The sequence below is a fragment of the Botryobacter ruber genome (genome assembly GCF_003347595.2).
Classification (GTDB): domain Bacteria; phylum Bacteroidota; class Bacteroidia; order Cytophagales; family Hymenobacteraceae; genus Pontibacter; species Pontibacter ruber_A.
Window position 1 is genome coordinate 63417 of sequence record NZ_QCZK02000020.1, and the last position, 21585, is coordinate 85001.

The following is a 21585-nucleotide window of genomic DNA, read 5'->3' on the forward strand; positions in this document are numbered from 1 at the left end:
CATGCTGCTGTTCCGCAAACATTCCGATAGCACAAAACAACCGGAGGAAAACAATGCCACAGATAAGGCTGCCGGTGTCATTGCCACAGCCATTGTTAAGCGGCAAAAGCAACTGGCCAGCTTCTGCAGCAGCCGGTACGAAAAGCTTTCTTTAAGCGGCAGAAAAATGCTGATGCTGCTCTTCTGTTTTCTTTTCGGCGGTGCCTGCCTCTGGCTGCTGGTAAAGGGGTTATGGCCGGAACATAAGCAGTCATTACTAAACCACATGCAAAACAACTATCCCGGCAGCCTTCCATTAACGGAGCCGGACTTCCGGGACAGCCTTAATCTTCAGCATTTTTATCCACTCCAAAAATAAAAGATCATGAAAACAAATTCAGAAGCATTTTTGCGCAAACGAAAATTTTTGATGGTGCTCCCACTGCTGGTAATCCCCTTCCTGGTCCTGGCCTTCTGGAATCTGGGCGGCGGCAAAGGCACCACCGCAGAAGCAACTGCCCAGGCCGGGCAAAAGGAACTCAACCTGCAGCTGCCCGAAGCGCAGCTCAAAAAAGAGCACCAGGACAAGCTCAGCCACTACGACCAGGCCCGGCAGAAAGCCCGGCAACTCTCCGATGCCGGCACTTCCCTGCTGTTGCAACGGATGGGGTTTAATCCGGACGGAGCAGAAAGCCAACTCCAGCTGACAGCGGATACAACAGCCACTGCCACCATTGCCTTTGCTGACCCGCAGGAAGAAAAAATAAACCAGAAGCTGGCCCAGCTGGAAAAAGCTATTCAGCCAAGGCCTCTCCATCATGAAACAAGGCAACGAAAGCCTCCTGCTCCTGCCAGTCTTGCTGCTTCAGGAAACGACCGCTTTAAAGAAGATGTGGACCGCCTGGAGGCGATGATGCAACGCATGGGCAGCAACGGTACCGCTGGAAATGACCCGGAGATGCAGCAACTGGAAAATATGCTCGAGCGCATCCTCGACATCCAGCACCCGGAGCGGGTAGAGAAGCGGATGGCAAACCAGGCCCCGGAAAAGCAGCAGCAGACTTTTGCGCTGCAGGCTTCGCCCGGACAGGCTGACATCACCTTGCTAGAGACTTCTTACACAAGCCAAGCCCCTCCGGAAGCCGGTGTCCAACCTGATAATAGATACTGCTGGCGAATTAAAAACAGCGGAACCAAAGGCCTGGGAAAGCACAAGAAACCATAGCCAATTAGTAGACATAAAGCGTTCAATAAGCTGGCTCTTGTTGTAAATAAAAAATTAGGCCTTATGTCACTACATCCACAAACTATTCCGGCCATTCCCTCAGAAACTGTTCGTGTCGCCCAGGCGGCCTTTCCTCATGGCAATATCTATATGCAACTTAAAGATGAGTTGGGAAGCATTTATCAGGATGAAGCTTTTGCCTCCCTGTTCCCGCAGCGGGGCCAACCGGCGGCTTCTCCCTGGCAATTAGCTATGGTTACCGTCATGCAGTACATAGAGAACTTATCTGACAGACAAGCGGCTGATGCAGTTCGGAGCCGGATAGATTGGAAGTATGCCCTGAGTTTAGAGCTGACAGATGCCGGCTTCGACAGTAGTGTCTTATCCGAGTTTAGAAGCCGTCTGGTGCGCGGTTCAGGCGAGGATATACTGCTCAACCTACTCTTAGATAAGTGTCGGGAGCGGAACTGGATAAAAGCCAAAGGACGGCAGCGCACGGATTCTACCCATGTGTTAGGGTGGATACGGGCCACCAGTAGGCTGGTATGTGCCGGGGAAACACTTCGGGCTGCTTTAAATAGCTTAGCTATTGTTGCGCCGCAGTGGCTCAGGCAACATAGCCCGCCGGAATGGCTAAAACGCTATGCCAGACGCGTAGAAGATTCCCGCTTACCGGAAGGCAAGGAAAAACAAGCTGCCTATGCGCTACAGGTGGGCATGGATGGACATGCTTTGCTGGAGGCCGTATATGAGCAGGAGGCAGGGCAGTGGCTGGCTTCCATCCCCGCTGTTGAGGTGCTGCGGCAAGTGTGGCTACAGCAGTTTGGAATAGAAAACGGGGGAATATTCTGGCGTAGCCAACAGCAGGAAGGTATTCCTCCTGCCGCTCGTTTCATCAGTTCGCCTTATGATTTGCAGGCACATTATGCCCGTAAGAACACCACCTCCTGGATTGGCTATAAGGTGCACCTGACCGAAACCTGTGAGGAGGATCTGCCTCATCTGATTACCAACGTTGCCACTACCGCTGGCCCCATCCCCGACATGGACATGACGCAGCCTATTCATCAATCCCTGAAAGAGAAGGAGCTCTTACCGGAAATTCACCTGGTAGATACCGGCTATTTGGATACTCCGTTACTTGCCACTAGCAGGCAGGACTTTGGCGTAGATTTACTTGGCCCTTCCCGGGCGAACTATCAGTGGCAGGCACAGACGAAGGAAGGCTTTGCCGCGGCTAGTTTTCAACTGGATTGGCAGAACCAGGAGGCTATTTGTCCCTTGGGCAAGCATAGTGTAAGCTGGTCAGCCTATACGACTCCTAACGGTATTGAAACAGTGAAAATCAAGTTTTCCCAGAAGGATTGTAGCGCTTGCCCGGGTAGGTCAAAATGCACGAAGGCAAAGCGGCGTAGCATCACCGTACATAAAGAAGAACACTACCTGGCTTTACAGGCCGCTCGGGAAAGAGAAAACACGGAGGCCTGGAAAAAGGAGTACAACAAACGGGCTGGTATTGAAGGTACCATCTCTCAAGGTGTCCGTGCCTTTGGCTTAAGACGCGCCAAGTATGTTGGTCTAGCTAAAACTCATCTGCAACACGTGCTTACGGCAACGGCAATAAACTTTGGTCGGATCGCTAACTGGCTGGCAGATGTCCCTTGGGAGAAGACCCGAATATCGGCTTTTGAGAAGCTGATGCTACCGCTAAAAACTACTTTATGAATTCGCCAGCAGTATCATAATACTGGAAACACCACTCCCGTGTCCACCATTACAGCCAATGGTTTCTATGGTCTGCAAGACAACTCTACGCAAGACGGTGCGGGTGAAAAGGGAAATGTAGTGGAAGCAGCCATTCACGAAACGAAGATTTTAATAGCAGGAGCCACCGTAAAGATGCGCCTGCTCCAGGATGTGTACCTCAGCGGAAGGCGGGTAGCCAAAGGGAATCTTGTCTTTGGCACCTGCCGCATAAGCGGAGAGCGTTTGCACATTGAGGTATCGTCGGTGCTCATAGGAAATGTTGTCCTCCCGGTTGCCCTGGCTGCTTATGACCTGGACGGGCAGGAAGGGCTCTACATTCCCGGCGCCCTCACGCGCGAAGCCGCCAAACAGGGAGCTGACCGTGTCGTCAACCAAAGCCTGCAGCTTTCTACGCTCTCACCTTCCATCGGTGCCCAGGCAGCCAGTGCCGGTATCGAAGCTGCCAAAGGCCTGCTGAGCAGGAAGGCCCGGCAACTAAAAGTCACGGTCAATGCCGGGCACCGCCTCCTGCTCCGCGACCAGAGCATCCGCCGGTAATCTCTATTTATTTCACACTAAACTCATCATATCATGAAAAAGAACATCTTCCTTTCTTTCCTGTGCCTGCTTTTGCTGCAGCTAAACATAGTCGCACAGGACTTACACCCCAAAGCACTCGAGCTAACTTACCAGAAGACCACCACCCTGGTCTTTCCGCATGCCATCCAAAGCGTGGACCGTGGCAGCCGGGACATCCTGGCGCAGGTGCCCGAAAAAGTAGAGAATGTGCTCCAGCTGAAAGCAGCCCGGAAGGGATTCGGAGAAACAAATCTGACTGTCATCACCGCGGACGGCAGGGTCTACAGCTTTGAAGTAAGCTATGCCGACATTCCCGCCACTACCTTTGTTAAACTTGACCCTCCCACCACTACCGCTGCTCCCGTTGTATTTGCCAATACGGACCTGAACTCAGAGCAACTGAAAACTATTACGAATCTGCTGGCCGGGGATCCCAGGTTCTGCTACGGCATCAAAGACAAGGCAGGGAAAGTGAAGGCTACGCTGGAAGGCATCTACGTGCAGGGCAACACCTTCTTTTACCGGCTGGTGCTCTCCAACAAATCCCCCGTCCCCTACGAGCTGGATTTTATCCGCTTCAGCCTCCGGGACCGCAAACAGGTAAAGCGCATGGCCACGCAGGAAGAAGAGCGGGTGCCGCTCTACGCCTATGGCTACGACGAGAAAACCGTGGAAGCCGGAAGCCAGAAAGTACTCGTCTTTGCCCTGGAGAAAGTCCCCATCACCAAAGGAAAGGAGCTGGTCGTGGAACTCTTCGAACAGAACGGCGGCAGGCACCTCCAGCTCCGGATCCGCAGCAAAGACCTGGTGCAGGCGTGTGCCCTGCTACTCTAACCACGCCTTAAAAACTATCACCATCACAACGATTAACAGCTATTTCAACCACTTAAATTCTTACTCTTATGAACCAGAACAACTTGGATTACCTGAAAGAAGGCCTCAAGTACATGGGCTTTGGCACCAACTTAAATGAAGAACTGGAAAAGAACGTGCGGGAGCAAAAGCCGGAGTTCGAGCTGCAGATGCAGAAGCCTTACTTCAACAGCACCATGGATTACACGCTGCACTTCCGCAGGTCGGACCAGAGCGACATGTACTTTTTCAACAAGTACGACGCCACTCTTAAACCCGACACTTCCGCCGAAAAGCTATCGCAGACCTTTTACATCAACAAGAACAGCGGCATCACCTCCCGCGAAGCCTACAACCTTTTAAGTGGCCGGTCGGTGCACAAAGAACTGGTGAATGTCGAAGGGCAGCCCTACAAAGCCTGGCTCCAGCTGGATATGGGCGAGAAAGACCAGCACGGCAACCACAAGGTAAAGCAGTACCACGAGAACTACGGCTTCGACCTGGAGAAAACACTCAATCAGTATAACATCAAAGAACTCCAGGACCCGGAACAGAAAGAGCAGATGATGCGCTACCTGCAAAAAGGAAACACGCTGCAGGTAACGGCCCTGCAGGAGGGACAGGCAGTGAAGCGCTTTATCGAAGCCAGCCCACAGTACAAAACCATCAACGTGTACGACGAGCATCTAAAGCCGGTGAAACGGGAAACCATTCAGCAGAAGCAGGAAGCTACACCGGCGGAATCGGTAAAGCAGCAGGCTTCCACAAAAAAGGCCCAGCAACAGGATGTGGTTTCGGAAGAAAAGCAGGAGATGAAAAAGTCCCACAAGAAGGGCATGTCCATCTAATAGAAGTTTCTTCTTCCCATTGCGCATACCCGCACCCGCAAAATGTTATCATAAAAATGCCTCTGCCCCAAATGCAGGGGCATTTTTATGAATAGCTAGAGGCACTGCTGTACCTGCCACTATTCCTGCTGCTCCTGCTTAGGCATTACATCTGTTCTGAAACAGATGAAAACGATACTACTGAATTGTATTTACAGGCTTTTCTAAAACTTCGCTTCATTGACCAGCAGCAGTGGGTTTGGTGGCAGGTGCAGTATAAAAAAGAGGGCGTGCCGGCAAAGCCGTCGGGCTCTCGCGGCTCGCTCTCCGGCTACTGCGTATGCCGGAGGAGCTCAAACAACCGCTCCATCCCTCACGCTTTTCTGCTAAGTAAGCTACAGCTAAAACCTCCACAACGAAAGGCACTTTCCCGATTTGATATAACCGGAAACAGGTACTTTCTGCAAAGACGGTCAAATTTTTACAACCACCAACACACCAAAAGAGGCGCAAAGCCACTGCTATGCAAAAGTCCATAGGTATTCATTCTGCTGCAAAGGTAGCCTGTTCGTCCGGACATGGGACAAGGTAGTACGAAAAAAAGGGGTATCCCTGAAGGGAAGCCCTCCGCATTTTTTCCGTCTCCACCTTGCCCTTAGTCCGTCCGCCAGGCAGGGAGGGCACCATAATTAATTCCTTAAACCTTAAAAGAACAAGATTATGGAAAAGCTCACGAAAAAATCCGGACAAACTGCTTATCAGAAATTCTATCAACTGGCTGAGCAGGTGACAAACGAGGTCATTTCGCAACTCGAACAAGGAAACGTCCTCTGGCAAAAGCCTTGGAGCTCCTTTGGCCTTCCGAAAAACTATCAATCCGGCCGACACTACGAAGGCTTCAATGCCTTCTACCTCCACTACATCACTGAAAAGCGCCACTTCACAGCCCCCTATTTCCTCACCTTCAAGCAGGCACAGGAGCTGGGTGGCCACATCCGGAAGGGCGAGAAGGGAACTCAAGTGATTTATTGGAAAGTGTATGGACCGCAAACCAACCGGAAGGACGAGGTGGAGGAAGAAGAGATGCCACAGTCCATCAGATTTGTCCCTTTCCTCTGGACGGTGTTCAACATAGACCAGGTGGATGGCATTGACTTTACATTACCCGCAACCTTTGAACTGACTGACCAGCAAATTATTGAAGAATGCCAGCGGGTAGTGGACCAATATCCCCAACCTGCCCCACGCATCCAGCACGGCGGTTCACAAGCCTATTATGCACCCGCCAGCGACACGGTACAGGTGCCGGATATTAAAAACTTCGTCTCCGCCCAGGCCTATCACGCCACACTCTTCCACGAACTGATCCACGCTACAGGCCACCCCGACAGGCTCAACCGCTTTACAGAGCAGGAAAGCCGCTTTGGGGATGAAAACTACAGCAAGGAGGAGCTTATAGCTGAGATGGGAGCAAGCTTCCTCTGTGCCTTCACCGGCATAAAGGAAGCGGTATTCCAGAACTCGGTGGCATACCTGCAAGGGTGGGCCAGCAGGTTCAAAGATGATAAGACCATGCTTATCCACGCCAGCACCAAGGCATTTAAAGCAGCCAGCTACCTGCTGGACCTAAAAGCGGAGATGGACCAGGAAACAGCACCTGCCGTCCAATCGGCCGCTTAAAAAAGGGTGGCTGCCTCGTCCCGGCAGCCCACCCCTTCTCTCATGTTTTTTTTGTTACCTGATGTTGTACTGCTATGAAAGCACAGGCAAGCAAGGTCGGACTACCCGCTCCTGCCAGGGCTTGCATTTATAGCAGTCTGCTTAAGATTGCCTTTGGGCAGACCTTTTCAATATCCAACCTAAAGCCAATTTAAAAGCCTTCCCGAAGCCACTACCATGCAAAAGTCCATAGGCATTCATTCTGCTGCAAAGGTAGCCTGGCGGCTGGACACGGGACAAGGTAGTACGAAAAAAATGGGTATCCCTAAAGGGACGCCCTCCGCATTTTTTTCGTCTCCACCTTGCCCTTAGTCCGTCCGCCAGGCAGGGAGGGCACCATAATCAATTCCTCAAACCTTAAAAAAACAAGATTATGGAAAAGCTGACTAAAAAATCCGGAATGAACAGAGTAGCAGAAATCAAACTGACTTACCGTTCCAAAGTAAAACCATCCGAGCGACCACAGGTTACCAGCTCCACCGACTGCGCCGAAGTACTCCGAAAAAGCTGGGATGCAGGTAAGATAGAGTTTGTAGAACAATTCAAAGTGATGCTGCTCAACAGGGCCAACCGGGTGCTCGGCATTTACGAATTATCCACCGGTGGCGTAGCAGGCACCGTAGCCGACCCAAAGCTTATCTTCGCTGCAGCCATTAAAGCCTGCGCCAGCTCCATCGTCCTCTGCCATAACCACCCTTCCGGCAACACCAAACCAAGTGCAGCAGACCAGCAACTGACTAAGAAGCTAAAACAAGGCGGGGAGCTGCTCGACATTGTTGTACTTGATCACATCATCCTGACCTGCGAGAGTTATTACTCTTTCGCAGACGAAGGGCTCTTGTAGCCCTTTTTTTGGTCATAGCAGGTTAGTTACGTCTCTACTCTTAACTAAGGGAATTTCAGCCACAATGTCTGTTTTAGCTTAAATTAAATTATTTCATTCTGTTGCAACTGAAAGAATAATGTTTTTTATATTGTTTTAACATTATTCAATAATTAATCCTAATTTTAAATGAGCTCAAAAATGTAAATCAAATGGCACCAATAGAAGTTGAATTCATCCACTCGCCCTCTATCAATTTTTCTATGCAGCAAAATCATGTATCGGTGGTGCGGAAATTATTATTAAAAAACACAGGTGACCATGATTTACAGGATCTAACTATTGAGCTAACCAGTGAGCCTGACTTTGCCATAAGCTGGTCACATCAGCTGGAAATACTAAAGACTGGTGAGCCCTTTGAGCTAAATGCAATTCATCTAAAAATATCATCCGCTTATTTATCCAATCTCTCCGAAAGGATAGCCGGTTCTTTAACCCTTCGGGTTTCCACAGATAATAAAACTCTTTTTACAGGCAATTATCCAGTATCGCTTTTGGCCTATGACCAGTGGAGTGGAGCAGCCATTCTACCTGAAATGATAGCTGCTTTCATCACGCCTAATCATGCGGAGGTGCTGAAAATAATCAGAAAAGCAGCTCCCATCCTGGAGAGGTGGACGGGTAATCCTTCTTTTGATGAGTACCAGAGTCGGAATCCGGACCGGGTCAGAAAGCAGATGGCTGCCCTTTATGAGGCTATTGCATCACTGGAGTTAGTATACTGCAGTGTACCTGCCAGCTTTGAAGAAAACGGTCAGCGCATCAGAATGTGTGATACCATCTTCACGCATAAACTGGCAAACTGCCTGGATATCTCTTTGCTCTATGCCGCTTGTTTAGAGGCAGTGGGCATTCATCCGCTTTTGGTTTTCACCAAGGGCCATGCATTTGTTGGCGGTTGGCTCATAGACGAATCGTTTGCGGACCCTGTAAATGATGACGCTTCTCTCCTGACTAAAAGAACAGCCGACGGTATAAACGAAATTGTTTTGGTGGAAGCAACCTGCATGAATGCCGGAAGCCAGAAGTCTTTTGACGAGGCAGTGGCTGCCGCCAACCAAAACATGAAGAAGGAAGATCAGTTCGGCCTCTTCCTGGATATTAAGCGCACCCGCTTTAGTGGCATCAGGCCGCTTCCGCTCAGAGTACACACGGCTAATGGTTGGAAAATTGTAGAGGAAGCTCCCGTTAAAGAACGGAAAAATGTTGCACCTGAAGCCATTACGTCAGGTGTGCAGGTAACGGATGTAGAGCAGATTAAGGTTTCTAAACAAAGGCTCTGGGAACGTAAACTGCTGGACCTTACCCTCCGGAACAGCCTGCTGAACATAAGGCTTACCAAAAGTACGCTCCAGCTGATTTCTATTAACCTTGGCCAATTAGAAGACAGCTTGGCAAACGGGCAGGAATTCCAGGTGCTTCCTAAGCCCGCTGACTGGGACAACCCGCTCCGTGATACAGGCATTTACCAGTCACTTAACCAGTCCGATCCAATTGTTGACCTGGTGAAGCATGAATTTACCCAAAGAAGATTGCGCTCTTACCTTTCTGAAACTGAATTACAGCACAACCTAACGCACATTTACCGTAGTTCCAGACAGGCCATAGAGGAGAATGGAGCCAATACGCTCTACATTGCCCTGGGCTTGCTTAAATGGTATGAAACGCCTGCCAGTGAACGCCCCCGCTATGCTCCCATTTTGCTGGTGCCTGTTGAAATTGTCCGTAAATCAGCTGCAAAAGGCTACGTCATCCGGAGCCGGGAAGAAGAGACGCTGATGAACATCACCTTGCTGGAGATGCTGCGCCAGGATTTTGGCATCAACATCGGCGGTCTTGAAACGCTCCCTAAAGATGAAAGCGGCATTGATGTAAAACTGGTCTTTAATATCGTCCGCAAAGGGATTATGTCCCACTCCCGCTGGGATGTGGAAGAGCAGGCGCTTTTAGGCACTTTCTCCTTCAGTAAGTTTATTCTCTGGAATGATATACATAGCAATGCCGAGCAACTTAGTCGGAATAAGATTGTAAAGAGCCTTATTTCGGGCATGCTGGAATGGCAACCGGAGCCTCTGCCGGAAGTGGAAGCATTGGATTCCTGCTTCCATCCTACTCAAATTGCCTTGCCAATCAGCACGGATTCTTCTCAGTTTGCGGCAATACTGAGTTCATCAGAAGATAAAAGCTTTGTTTTGCACGGTCCTCCAGGCACCGGAAAGTCTCAGACCATCACTAACATTATCGCCAACGCGCTTTATGCGGGCAAAAAAGTATTATTCGTTTCCGCCAAAAAAGCAGCGCTGGAGGTTGTAGAAAGCAGGTTAGAATCTATAGGAATCGGTTCATTCTGCCTGGAGCTCCACTCCAATAAATCTAAAAAATCGGCGGTGCTGGAGCAACTCAAACGTGCAGCAGAAGTTGCCAGGATATCATCGCCACAGCATTTTGAATCAGAAGCGGAACGGCTTTTGGCTACTCGCACTGAACTAAACGGTTACGTACAAGCGCTTCACCAGAAGTATAGCTTTGGATTCTCGCTATTCGATGCCTTCACCCACTACAGCCAATTGGCTAACCTGCCAGACAGCGTTACTTTTACCGCAACTGCTTTAGAGCAGCTGACTACCAACCAGGTAACAGAGTGGCAGGATATAGCAGAGCAAATACAGGTAATAGGTTCTGTTATCGGGCATCCCTTCCAGCATCCCCTGGAAGCGGTGCGCGTAAAGCAGTATGCCCAACAACTTAAATCAGATGCCCGCCAATTACTTATCAGTTATCAAAGCCTTCTCACCCAATACCAGCAGGATGTAACTACTGTTTGCCGGACTCTTAAAATTGAAACGCTACCGGCTAGCCGGGAACAGGCCGAGGCACTGGCCCAGCTTATTACACTAATGCAACACTTACCAGATGTGCCTGCCTCCCTTTTCAATGTGGAGCATGTAGAGCAAACCTTGTCGCAGGTAATGGGTTTAGCAGCGCATGGCAAAAAACGAGACGCACTCAGTAAAGAACTGCTGCTGAAGTTCAATAAAGCTGTTTTAACCTATCCTGCAGAGCAGGCATTGCAGGAATGGAACATAGCAGACCAGAAATGGTTTCTGCCTAAGTTCTTAAAGCAAAATACTGTTGTAAAAGGACTGAAAAAATTAAGTTTAACCGGCAGCCTTACCAAACAGGAGACTCCGGCATCTCTGCAACAAATCATTGATTACCAGGCAGAACAGGAGCCACTGGAGAAAGCAACGCACCTGCCCCAGCTTTTGGGCTTCCTGTGGCGGAACGGTACCTGTGATTGGGACGTCCTGCTTCAAATTTGCGCTACACTTATTGACATCAATCACCAGGGGATAACCCTGAATACCGCTGCCAAAACAAAAGCTTGGCGCAACGCTTTGGCGCAGGAATTTGCCGAGGGAAGCAAGGCTTTTCTTCAATCGCACAAGCAAACCTTGTCTAACTTCCTCCTATTGTCACAGGAAATAAAACAAAAGGAAAAGGACCTGCAGCAGCTCCTGGCTATTGATTTTGCCTCTCTTAAAGTAGAAGACGCGAATTGGATAAACAACAGCCTTTTCTATGCAAAAAAATGGCTTAATGCCATTGATGACGTCCGGGATTGGATTAGCTGGTTGCAGATAAGAGACAAAGCTCTGCAGGCAGGCTTGCAGCCCCTGGTTTCCGCGTATGAAACTGGTGGCATCAGTAGTGCGCAAGTGGTGCAATGCTTCCAAAAAGGACTTTACCGCTCCTGCGCCGAGTACATCATAGACAAGGAACCGCAATTGTCCGCTTTTAACGGAAAGCTGTTCGAGGAGAAAATCAAGAAGTTCAGGGAGTTGAGCAAAAGCTTTGAGCAACTGACCAAAGAAGAGCTTTATGCCCGCTTAGCTTCCAAGATACCGTCGTTTGCACAGGAGGCTTCCCAAAGCTCCGAAATTGGCATTTTGCAACGCAACATCCGGAATAATGGCAGAGCCACCTCTATTCGCAAACTATTCGACTCTATCCCGAATCTTTTGTCGCGCCTTTGCCCATGCATGCTCATGAGCCCGATCTCGGTGGCGCAATACTTTGATGCCAATTCCGCTAAGTTCGATTTAGTGGTTTTTGACGAAGCGTCGCAAATGCCGACCTGTGAGGCAGTAGGCGCCATTGCCCGGGGTACCAATGTGATAGTAGTAGGCGACCCGAAACAAATGCCGCCGACGAGCTTCTTCGGTTCCAATGCAGTTGATGATGATAACATAGAGCTGGAAGATTTGGAAAGTATACTCGATGATTGTCTGGCGCTCTCTATGCCCTCCCATTACCTGCTTTGGCACTACAGAAGCAAGCATGAAAGCCTTATCGCTTTCAGCAATGCTAAATATTACGACAACCAGTTGCTCACTTTCCCTTCTACGGATGACATCACGACCAAAGTACAGCATGTTCCCGTGGAAGGCTTTTATGACAAAGGGAAAACCCGCCAGAACCAGGCTGAGGCCAAAGCCATTGTGGAAGAAGTTATCCAGCGCCTCTCCCACCCGGTCTCGTCTAAGAGAAGCATTGGTATTGTCACGTTTAGCGTGGTGCAGCAAAACCTGATTGAGGATTTGCTCAACGAAGTTTATAAAGCCAGACCGGAACTTGAAAAAATCGCACTCGAGGCGGAAGAGCCGTTGTTTATTAAGAACCTGGAGAATGTACAGGGCGATGAGCGGGATGTTATTTTATTCTCTATCGGCTATGGCCCTGATAAAGACGGAAAAGTAAGTCTAAATTTTGGTCCTATTAACCGGGAAGGCGGTTGGAGGCGCCTGAATGTAGCCGTATCCAGAGCACGTTATGAAATGAAGGTTTTCTCTACTTTGCGGTCCGACCAGATTGACATCACCCGCACAGCTTCTGAAGGCGTGGCGGGTTTAAAAGCCTTTCTGGCCTACGCTGAAAAAGGTAAATCGGCTCTTCCTGGACGTGCAGTTATCTCGTCGAGCAAAGAAGTTTCTTTCGAAAACACCTTAGCCGAAGAAATCAGGAAGCACGGCTACGAGGTGCATACAAACATAGGGTGCTCTGATTACAAAATAGACATTGGGGTAGTGAACCCGGCCAATCCAACTGAATACCTCCTGGGCATTCTGGGCGATGGCCACAGCTACTACAGCGCCAAAACTTCCAGAGACCGCGAAATTGTGCAGGCCGATGTGCTTCGTCTTCTGGGCTGGAACATCCATAAAGTTTGGTCGCTGGATTGGTGGGAGAATCCGGATAGAACTGTCAACGATATTCTAAGTGCTATTAAGCAGGCTGAGGAGCAGAAATCATTTGTTCCAGAACCGCCGGCAGAAGAGTTGACAACTACTTTTGATTCTAAAGATATTGATGATGTTGTGCTTATGGATTCTCCGGTTGCTTATGCTACGGAAGTAGCAACAGAAACCACCATTGTAGCACCAACTCAAACGGCTTTGGTTTATGAAGTTTGCCAACTAGACCCGGTCCTGGCCAACTCCTCTGAAGACTTTCTGCTACCCAGCAACCGAAACAAAATTGCCCGGCAAATGATGCAGATAGTGAATACTGAATCACCAATCAGTCAAAATCTGTTGTGCAAGCGGGTATTAGGCGCATGGGGCATCTCCCGGAATGGGTCCAGGTTGAACAATCATCTTGAAAGTATCATTTCCACGCTTCCTATCCAAAGGTCTCAGTTAGGAAAAAGTATTATTGTCTGGAAAGAAGAACATAATCCGGAATCCTATACTGCTTACAGGGTTAGTGAATCAGAGAATGGCAAACGCGAAGCCGACGACTTACCGCCCGAGGAAATCGCAAACGGCGTTAGGGAAATATTAAATAACCAGATAAGCCTCCCTATAAGTGAATTGGTTCGGGAGGCTTCCCGACTGTTTGGCTATGCCCGTCTTGGCGCAAACGTTGAAGCCGCCATGATTTCTGGCATTACCCATGCTGTCAGGAAAGGATATGCTTTTGAGGAAAATGATAGGCTAATTCTGTCAGAGTAATTTTGTTATTCAATCACATAAATACCAGCGTCACCGGAACTTCCATTAGGATGCCGCTAGTATTTGTGTTTCCAATAATTAGATTTACAATTACGGGAAGAAGTACCAATAGCTAATACAGAACAGCATTTTTTGTTCAGGCTTTACTTTATTTCGATACTACAATATTTAAACACAGACAAACCAATGCAACTTTTTCGTTGCATTTTCAGTTAATAAATAATAGCTTTGGCAACTTATAAACTTAAACAACCATCGTTAGAAGATGTAGAGGTTTTCTTAAAGGAGCTCCATTTCAAAGTCAGCTTTCAGGAGAATGTTTTCTTTGAAGATAGCAGAATGAAGAACCGCTTGGCGCTTGCTGATTTAAGGGAATTAGGTTATAAATCAAATGATAGAATTAAGTTTATACAGCAACTCACAGCTGCAAATTATTTCAAAGGGCCAACCGAGGATAAGCAAAACATTCCTGAACAGGGAGACCTTTGGGAGTTTGGTATGATTATCAGTTCAAGTATCAAAAAGAAGAAAAAGGGAATCGAATACTATATCAAAGTTCAGCTCGGCACTCCCGATTCTAATGTTATTTGCATTTCTTTTCACCCTGCAGAATTTAAGATTATCTACCCAAAGCTTCATTCAACAAAAGAAGGATCATTATGAAAAGTCCATATACAGGTGGTGAAGTACGATTGATTACAGAACACCAGGTTGTACCTTTTAAGCAAGAGACATTTGAGATGGATGTCAAGACGCTGGAATGTGTAGATACCGGCAAGCGATTTACCACAGGAGAAATGGATGATGCATTTGTGGATGAGCTCCATAACTTATGGAGAGCACGCCACAATATGCCTACAACAGAACAACTGCGTGCTGTACGGGAACAGCTTGGCCTTAGCTTACGGCAAATGTCTAAGCTGCTGGGGCTCGGCATTAACCAGTATAGACATTATGAAGCAGGTGAGCTGCCTACAGGGTCTAATTTACTCTTGCTGAGAATGCTGTTTAACCCGGTAACCTTACCTCAGATCATAGCGATGCAGGCACACCTGTTGCCTGCAAAAACTATTAAAGCACTTGAAAAATGGATTCAGGGAGAGCACCATACCGTTTCGGTTTCGCATACTCCCCTCATTAATGAACAATCGGTGCGGGAAAAACCTACCCTTGCAGCGGGCTCAACCCGAAACTCTTCCACCTATTACGAAGGAGCAGGTAATACTTGTATTGCTTAACAAGCATTGGTACCAAAATGGATTTTTCTAAAGTAATTTTAAAAGAGGCGCTGTTTATTGATGCTTCCATCAAACGGGAACGTGCTGATGCTGCCAATGAGGTCAGAGGGTTTAGCAGCCAGGTATCTGTAAATCCCAGTTTTGTTGTTTCTGAAAAAAAAATCAAGATAGATGTTCATGTAACCTGCGAGGCAGTAGACGATGCTATAAAATCAGTGGGGATAAATGGGTTCTTCCACCTGGAGTTTATTTTTATCGTGGACAACATCGAAGAACATCTTATCACAGCAGCGGAAGGTGATAAAGTTCTACCCTCCCCTGCTCTTATGGTTCCTTTGATCGGAGCTGCCTACTCCACGGCACGCGGCATGATTATCGTTAAAGCACTAGGCACTTCGCTACAAGGCTTTACCCTGCCTATTGTTAATGTTCAGGATTTATTGCAGCCAGCAAAATCTACCCCAACTAAAAGAAAACCGAAAAAGTCTTCGGAACAACAGTAGCAGTTGTGGTATATTAAAAATCATTCGGTTTTAGCTTGAGAATTTTTTCTATCAAAAAAGGCCCTGCCTCCCCAGGCAAGGCCCCTACCCCACATTCAAACAAACTAAATTATGATGAACAGCAAAGTTCATTTGCTATCACAGAGCATCTAAAAGAACGTCGCTGTTCAGATTGTTGGAACTACTCCTTACTTCTCCAGGGCTGCTAATATCGTCCGGAAGCTCTCCAGTCCTGCCTCCAGGTTCTCGATGATATCCTCCGCCAGCTCATCCGGGTTGGGCAGGTTGTCGAGGTCGGCCAGCGACTTGTCTTTGAGCCAGGTAATGTCGAGGCTGGTTTTGTCGCGGGCCAGGATTTCTTCGTAGCTAAACTTGCGCCAGCGGCCTTCGGGGTTGCTATCGGCATTGTAAGTTTCGGTGCGCTTGTGGCGGTTCTGCGGGTTGTAGAGCGTGATAAAGTCGCGCAGGTCTTCGAGCTTGAGCGGGTTCTTTTTAAGAGTGTGGTGGATGTTGGTGCGGTAATCGTACACCCAGATTTCTTTCGTCCAGGGGTCTCTGCTGCTGGGTTTGTTGTCGAAGAACACCACGTTGGCTTTTACACCCTGGGCGTAGAAGATGCCGGTTGGCAGGCGCAGAATGGTATGCACCTCCGTTGTTTCCAGCAGCTTTTTGCGCACGGTTTCGCCGGCGCCGCCTTCGAAGAGCACGTTGTCGGGTAGCACGACTGCTGCCTGGCCTGTTGTTTTGAGCATGCTGCGGATGTGCTGCACAAAGTTGAGCTGCTTGTTGCTGGTGGTGGCCCAGAAGTCCTGACGGTTGTAGGTGAGGTCTTCTTTCTCCTGTTCGCCTTCGGCATTCGTAAAAGTCTGGCTGCTTTTCTTGCCGAAGGGCGGGTTGGCCAGCACGTAATCGTGCAGCATACCGGACGGAGCAATGAGGGCATCGGCAGGAGAAATAAAGTTGTCGCTGTCGATGTCGCCGATATTGTGCAGGAACAGGTTCATGAGCGCCAGTCGGCGGGTGCTGGCTACGATCTCGTTGCCGAAAAAGGTGTTGTACTTCAGGAAAGCTCGCTCTTCTTTATCCAGGTCGTGCTGGTCTACCAGGTAATCGTAAGCTGCCAGGAAGAAGCCGCCGGTACCGCAGGCGGGGTCGGCTATGGTGCGCATGGGTTGCGGATTTACGCACTCTACCATGGCCTTGATTAAGGGCCGCGGCGTGAAGTACTGACCGGCACCGCTCTTGGTGTCTTCGGCGTTTTTCTCCAGCAGGCCTTCGTAGATGTCACCTTTGTCTTTCACGCCCATCAGCAGCCAGTTCTCGTTGTCGATCATGCTGATGATTTTGGAGAGCTTGGCGGGGTCCTGGATTTTGTTCTGGCTCTTGGTGAAGATTTGCCCGAGGATGCCTTTCTCCTTGCCCAGTTCCCGGAGCAGAATGGTGTAATGTGCTTCGAGCTCGGCTCCTTTCAGATCGACGAGGCTTTGCCAGTTGTACTCCTGCGGAATAGGCATCTGGCGGTTGTAAGGCGGACGCGTATATTCGTCGGCCATTTTCAGGAACAGCAGGTAGGTGAGCTGTTCCAGGTAATCGCCGTAACCCACGCCATCGTCGCGGAGGGTGTTGCAGAAGGACCAGACTTTACTAACTATAGCGGAGTTGTTGTTGCTCATTTGTTTGGTTTGTAATTAAATTAATTCATACCGCAAGTTTAGCGCTAGCGTAACTTGTGGTTTTTCATGACGCCAGTTTGCAACTGGCATACATTCCACGATCCTTTTTACGCCTTTACAAACTGGCTCCATGATTTACCACCAGTTACCGCTGCGCTCAAACTGGCGGTATGAAATGATTTATTTATAGGGACATTTATCAGGGACATCGTTAATTGTATAGGGACATTTATCGGGACATTGAAGCTTTTGCTTTTTCTGTGATAAAGTAACCTCCTGTTTTTGGTGCGCCTTTAAAAACCAGCACCTCTCTTTCTTTCAACTGGTTTAAGTCTCTTTCAATCGTTCTCTGCGGAAATCCCGTTTCTTCAGCAATCTTGCTGGCCTTAAGGCCTTCCTGTTTCAAAAGCAAGTGTAGTATAGTTTCCCACCTGATTTTTGTGACATCATTTACTCCGCCAAATACTCCGCCACTTACACCGCCAGATACTCCGCCATTTACAGCATCATTGCCCTTTACACCATTATTTACTCCGCCACTTCCTGAATTTACACCCTCACTTACACCGCCAACAGGCGGTACCTCCAATGGAATTGTCATTTTAAACACATCGCCTTCTTCAAATACAGGTGCTTTGCCGGGGGTGTAGTGCGGCAGGTATTTGTTCACGTTCAGGATACCGGAGCCTAGTTCGTCTACATGGCCCAGCTGGGTGAAGAACTTGGCGATGACCGGGTTTTTGGAAAAAGGACTGAAGTTTTCCGGTAGCAAACGGCCGTAGGTGTGGGGGCGGTTGGCATTTTCGGTGACTACTTTGTCGGCGTAAATGACCAGGCGGGCCGGATAGCCGCTGGTAAACTCCCGGTGCACCAGCAGGTTGGCCACCACCTCCCGGAATATTTTGCTGCGCAGGCTGATGCGCACGGCTCCTTCCAGGAAGAACTTGTCGGGCAGGTGTTTGGCGATGAAATCCATCAGCTGCTCGTAGGCTTCGATGAGGTTGGTTTGCACGTACAGGCGGTCGTCGTAGCGGTCCAGGTTCTGGCGGCGGAGGAGCGCATCGGTTTTGTAGTGCGGCAGCACGCTCAGGATAACTTCGTCGTGGCCCAGCAGCAGGGCGGCGGCGAGGGTGTAGCCTTCCAGACCGGTTTGCGGATCGCGACGGTAGAGCCCGGCTTTGCGGAGCAGCTGCTCGTCGTCGAGGGAGAGCCAGGGGTGGTCGTAGTCGCGGCTGCGGATCAGGTTCCGGATTTTGGGGAACAGCTCCGGCTTGAAATCGGAGAAGCGCAGGGCGGCGTAGATGGTGTTTTCGGAATAGCTGGCGCTTTTGCGGGTGTAGAGTTCGGCAATGGCGGTGTGGTTGGTGAGTTTGTAGTCGCCGTCTTCGCTGCGGTCGTACACCACGCCTTTGCTTTTATGCACCTGCGAACTTTCCGGCACCTGTATGTGGATGAGCTTTTTTCCTTCGGCCTCTGTTACCTGCGGCAGCAGGATAAAAGGCGGGTCGAGCTTCTGCGGGTTGTTCGAAAGATTCACGATTTCTTTTACCAGTTGCGCCACCCGAACTTCGTTTACGCCCAGCACCCTGCCATCGTCGGCTACGCCTAACAGAATATCGCCGCCTGCCCGGTTCAGGAAAGCACATACCGTCTCGAAAAGGGTAGCGGGGAGTTCAGAAACTGCTTCCTTAAACTCCAGCCGCAAGCCTTCGCGTTGTTGTAGTAGGTGGTTTATCCGGGGGATGGTCATGGAATAGTGAGTAATTAGCAAGTTGTTTTAGTCTCTCATTTTCAGAAAAAGCAGTTAGGTGTTCTGCTTAATTATTCGCCTTAGCCACGCCTTTGTCGCGGAGAGTATTACAGAAGGACCAGACACTACTTACTACAAAATAATTAAAGAGAAAATAATATTTAAATTTAATCTAAGATCTCAGCTCTTATTCCAAACAGTGTAAAACAAAGTTTAACTTTTCGCCTCTCGCCATCCTCTAATTTTGATAAATCCATTTTTACAGGTATAAAGCGCTGCTGTAGAATTGGCACTTTAACTTTAATATTTCCTCGAACTTCCTTTTGAATTAATCCATCAAATACTTCTTCCTCACCAGTTTCTGAATCTAGCCACATGTAACGAAAGTCAGGATTCATATAAGAAAAACTTCGCTTAATATTTTTTAAATAATCATTAGCGCTTATGAAATGATTACTGTAGGCATCTGCTATAAATCTAAAGTAGTTAAATCTAAGTTCATTATTTGTTTCTAACTGTGGATGATTTTTGATTAATGAAAAGAACTTCATCCGAATGTTGGCATTATGTAATCTCCGACCATAATGTTTAAATAGAAATTTCGAAACTTCAAAGTTGAGTTCAAAGCCTTCCAATTCTTCCAATATCTCATTACAGCGAGTGGTACCATTTTTACTTTCATAATAATTGTACATGAGTATTAAAATGTAAGGCCTCATTTTTTCATCATTATAACCTTCTTCTAAATATTGAAGGTAATGTGCATCGCTTTGAAAGCTATTTTTTTCAATATATTCTTTTTTCAATTCATAAATTCTGTCTAAATTATCAGATACTAGTCTTTCTGCTAAATCGAAAAGTTCTTCAATTTGAATTCTTGTTCTGGCTGTCTCCACATTTGTCAATTTCATTTTATCCAAAGACCAGAATAGGAGGCGCAAAAAATCTGTATAACTGTAGGAGCTAAATTGGTCAACTAGTTGTTTAACTATGAATAGTTCCTTTGCCTCTTCAAAATATCTGTAGGTTTTATTAAGCTCAGATTCTATTTCGAAAAATAATCTAGCTAGTTCAAAATTTAAAACAGCACGTCTATGTATAAACCTATGATTTCTCCTATCCATCAATGATTCTGCATACAGAAGTAAGTCAATGCCTTTTTTAAGCTTTTTAACATCTCTACTTCCTTGAAGATTAATTACATAATGAAGGAGGAATTGGGGATCATCAGATAGTCGATCATAACAAATCTCATAGAGTTGATCAATCTTCACCTTGGGTAAAGCGTCTGATTGTTTCAGTGATTTAAGTAAATCGGTTGCAAGTCTGGAAAACCTTTCTCCTGTAAGCATATGAGAAAATATCTTCTTATATTTGTCAAACTTATCATCTTCTTTACTTAAGAATTGATTAACTAATTTTTCCGCAATTACAGGATGCTTAGTTCTAAAGTAAAGATCTGGATCTACTCCATGGCTTTTTGATTCAACTTGAATTAATAACCCTTTTCCTTCAACCCTAATAACTTCATCCCTAAAAACCTCCCAATCTTTTGCAACCAAAGAGCACAGAAGGCTTGCAGGAGTCAGTATCTTAAACTGGTGCAATAAACTTGTATATAAAAATGCGCTTTGAGCCACCTTTCCTAATGAACGATAGGAATCATATATATCATGTTCATGAGATCCATCTTGAATAAGATTTATTAATGAAATAAATGAATCTCCATCGTATTCTTTCCTTATTACTTTAGCTAAATCGTTCTTTTCTTGTTGGTCCCGAAACTTAATTAAATCAACGTTTCTAAGTTTTTCTAACAAATCATTAATCTCAGGATCTGTTAATTTTGCATCTACTTCAATTTCTAGACTACTATTAATTGTTTTGCTAATTTTTAGTCTTTCAAGAATATTTTCTCTTACAGTAGTAACAAAAACAACTTTCGTTTTCGAAAGTTGTTCTGAACTTAACTGCAACCTAAAGTCCAACATGAATTTAAATATGCTGTTTCTTTCAATATTATTAAATAAGATGAATACATAATTTGCACCAATTTTATTAATTAGTTCAACAATAGCATTGGCCTCTAATCTTAGATGGTCTAAAACCTCAAATGCAACAGCATTTAAATCTTTTTGAATAATAATATCCTTTATAAGGCGGTAACAAAAAGTCGATTTACCAATTCCAAATGTACCTTTAAGAAAAACAATTGGTACAATTGTGCTTTGGTTATCATCCATAAATTTGTACAGATCTTTTTTTACTTTGCTTAAAAGGTCTCCTCTTAATACATCTATCTGTTTAAGAATAGTCTCAAACGAAGGTTCATCCCCTTTATAAAATTCTTTGATATTTGTACCTGAAACTCTATACTGTGAATTGAGTTGAACTAAACTATGACCAAGCCTTGCTTGAACTTTTGCCGGAATAGTTACTTTAACTTCCTCACTATTGGTGTAGGAAATTCTCTGACTTTGAACTATTGCTTTACTATTTTCCTCAATCCACACTTCATACAAATTAAAAAACTCTTTAAAAGAAGATTTGATAACGTTGATTCTGTTTGCTGTGAAATAGTCTAATTGTGGTTCTTT

General features: G+C 47.1%; 15 protein-coding genes. 12 read left to right on the forward strand and 3 right to left on the reverse strand.

The window, feature by feature from the left end; all coding sequences use genetic code 11:
• Position 1 precedes the first annotated feature (1 nt).
• From DCW36_RS04505 to DCW36_RS04560, 12 genes are all read left to right on the forward strand, one after another.
• The gene (locus DCW36_RS04505) at positions 2-358 is read left to right on the forward strand and encodes a hypothetical protein (protein WP_114782986.1); all 357 of its coding nucleotides are present in this window, start codon (positions 2-4) and stop codon (positions 356-358) included.
• 6 nt (positions 359-364) lie between these two features.
• Entirely contained in the window at positions 365-1204 is an 840-nt protein-coding gene (locus DCW36_RS04510) for a hypothetical protein (protein WP_128396942.1), read from the forward strand.
• A 63-nt stretch (positions 1205-1267) separates the two neighbouring features.
• A complete protein-coding gene (locus DCW36_RS04515) occupies positions 1268-2929 on the forward strand; it encodes an IS1182 family transposase (protein ID WP_114782988.1) in 1662 nt (553 codons plus the stop codon).
• Between the two features lie 39 nt (positions 2930-2968).
• Complete coding sequence (traM, locus tag DCW36_RS04520) at positions 2969-3508, forward strand: conjugative transposon protein TraM (protein ID WP_164891030.1); 540 nt, start codon at positions 2969-2971, stop codon at positions 3506-3508.
• Between the two features lie 33 nt (positions 3509-3541).
• On the forward strand, positions 3542-4363 hold the full coding sequence (traN, locus tag DCW36_RS04525) for a conjugative transposon protein TraN (protein WP_114782990.1): 822 nt from the start codon (positions 3542-3544) through the stop codon (positions 4361-4363).
• Positions 4364-4431: 68 nt separating this feature from the next.
• Positions 4432-5229, forward strand: a complete 798-nt coding sequence (locus tag DCW36_RS04530; RefSeq protein WP_114782991.1) for a hypothetical protein — start codon at positions 4432-4434, stop codon at positions 5227-5229.
• Positions 5230-5928: 699 nt separating this feature from the next.
• Complete coding sequence (locus tag DCW36_RS04535; protein ID WP_114782992.1) at positions 5929-6888, forward strand: ArdC family protein; 960 nt, start codon at positions 5929-5931, stop codon at positions 6886-6888.
• Between the two features lie 412 nt (positions 6889-7300).
• Entirely contained in the window at positions 7301-7771 is a 471-nt protein-coding gene (locus tag DCW36_RS04540; RefSeq protein ID WP_114782993.1) for a JAB domain-containing protein, read from the forward strand.
• Positions 7772-8304: 533 nt separating this feature from the next.
• A complete protein-coding gene (locus DCW36_RS04545; protein ID WP_205702873.1) occupies positions 8305-13824 on the forward strand; it encodes a DUF3320 domain-containing protein in 5520 nt (1839 codons plus the stop codon).
• Positions 13825-14052: 228 nt separating this feature from the next.
• On the forward strand, positions 14053-14487 hold the full coding sequence (locus tag DCW36_RS04550; RefSeq protein ID WP_114782995.1) for a type II toxin-antitoxin system MqsR family toxin: 435 nt from the start codon (positions 14053-14055) through the stop codon (positions 14485-14487).
• Positions 14484-15062: a type II toxin-antitoxin system MqsA family antitoxin gene (locus DCW36_RS04555; RefSeq protein WP_114782996.1), complete on the forward strand. Its 579-nt coding sequence runs from the start codon at positions 14484-14486 to the stop codon at positions 15060-15062. The genes DCW36_RS04550 and DCW36_RS04555 overlap by 4 nt, the downstream gene beginning before the upstream one ends.
• A 17-nt stretch (positions 15063-15079) precedes the next feature.
• A complete protein-coding gene (locus DCW36_RS04560) occupies positions 15080-15565 on the forward strand; it encodes a hypothetical protein (RefSeq protein WP_114782997.1) in 486 nt (161 codons plus the stop codon).
• Positions 15566-15753: 188 nt separating this feature from the next.
• Here DCW36_RS04560 and DCW36_RS04565 read toward each other — a convergent pair whose 3' ends face one another.
• From DCW36_RS04565 to DCW36_RS22470, 3 genes are all read right to left on the reverse strand, one after another.
• Positions 15754-17238 (reverse strand): class I SAM-dependent DNA methyltransferase, encoded by a 1485-nt coding sequence (locus DCW36_RS04565; protein ID WP_114782998.1) that lies wholly within the window; start codon positions 17236-17238, stop codon positions 15754-15756.
• A 229-nt stretch (positions 17239-17467) separates the two neighbouring features.
• On the reverse strand, positions 17468-18988 hold the full coding sequence (locus tag DCW36_RS04570) for an RNA-binding domain-containing protein (protein ID WP_114782999.1): 1521 nt from the start codon (positions 18986-18988) through the stop codon (positions 17468-17470).
• A gap of 167 nt (positions 18989-19155) precedes the next feature.
• A partial coding sequence (locus DCW36_RS22470) for a P-loop NTPase family protein (protein ID WP_164891031.1) occupies positions 19156-21585 on the reverse strand: 2430 nt, incomplete at its 5' end.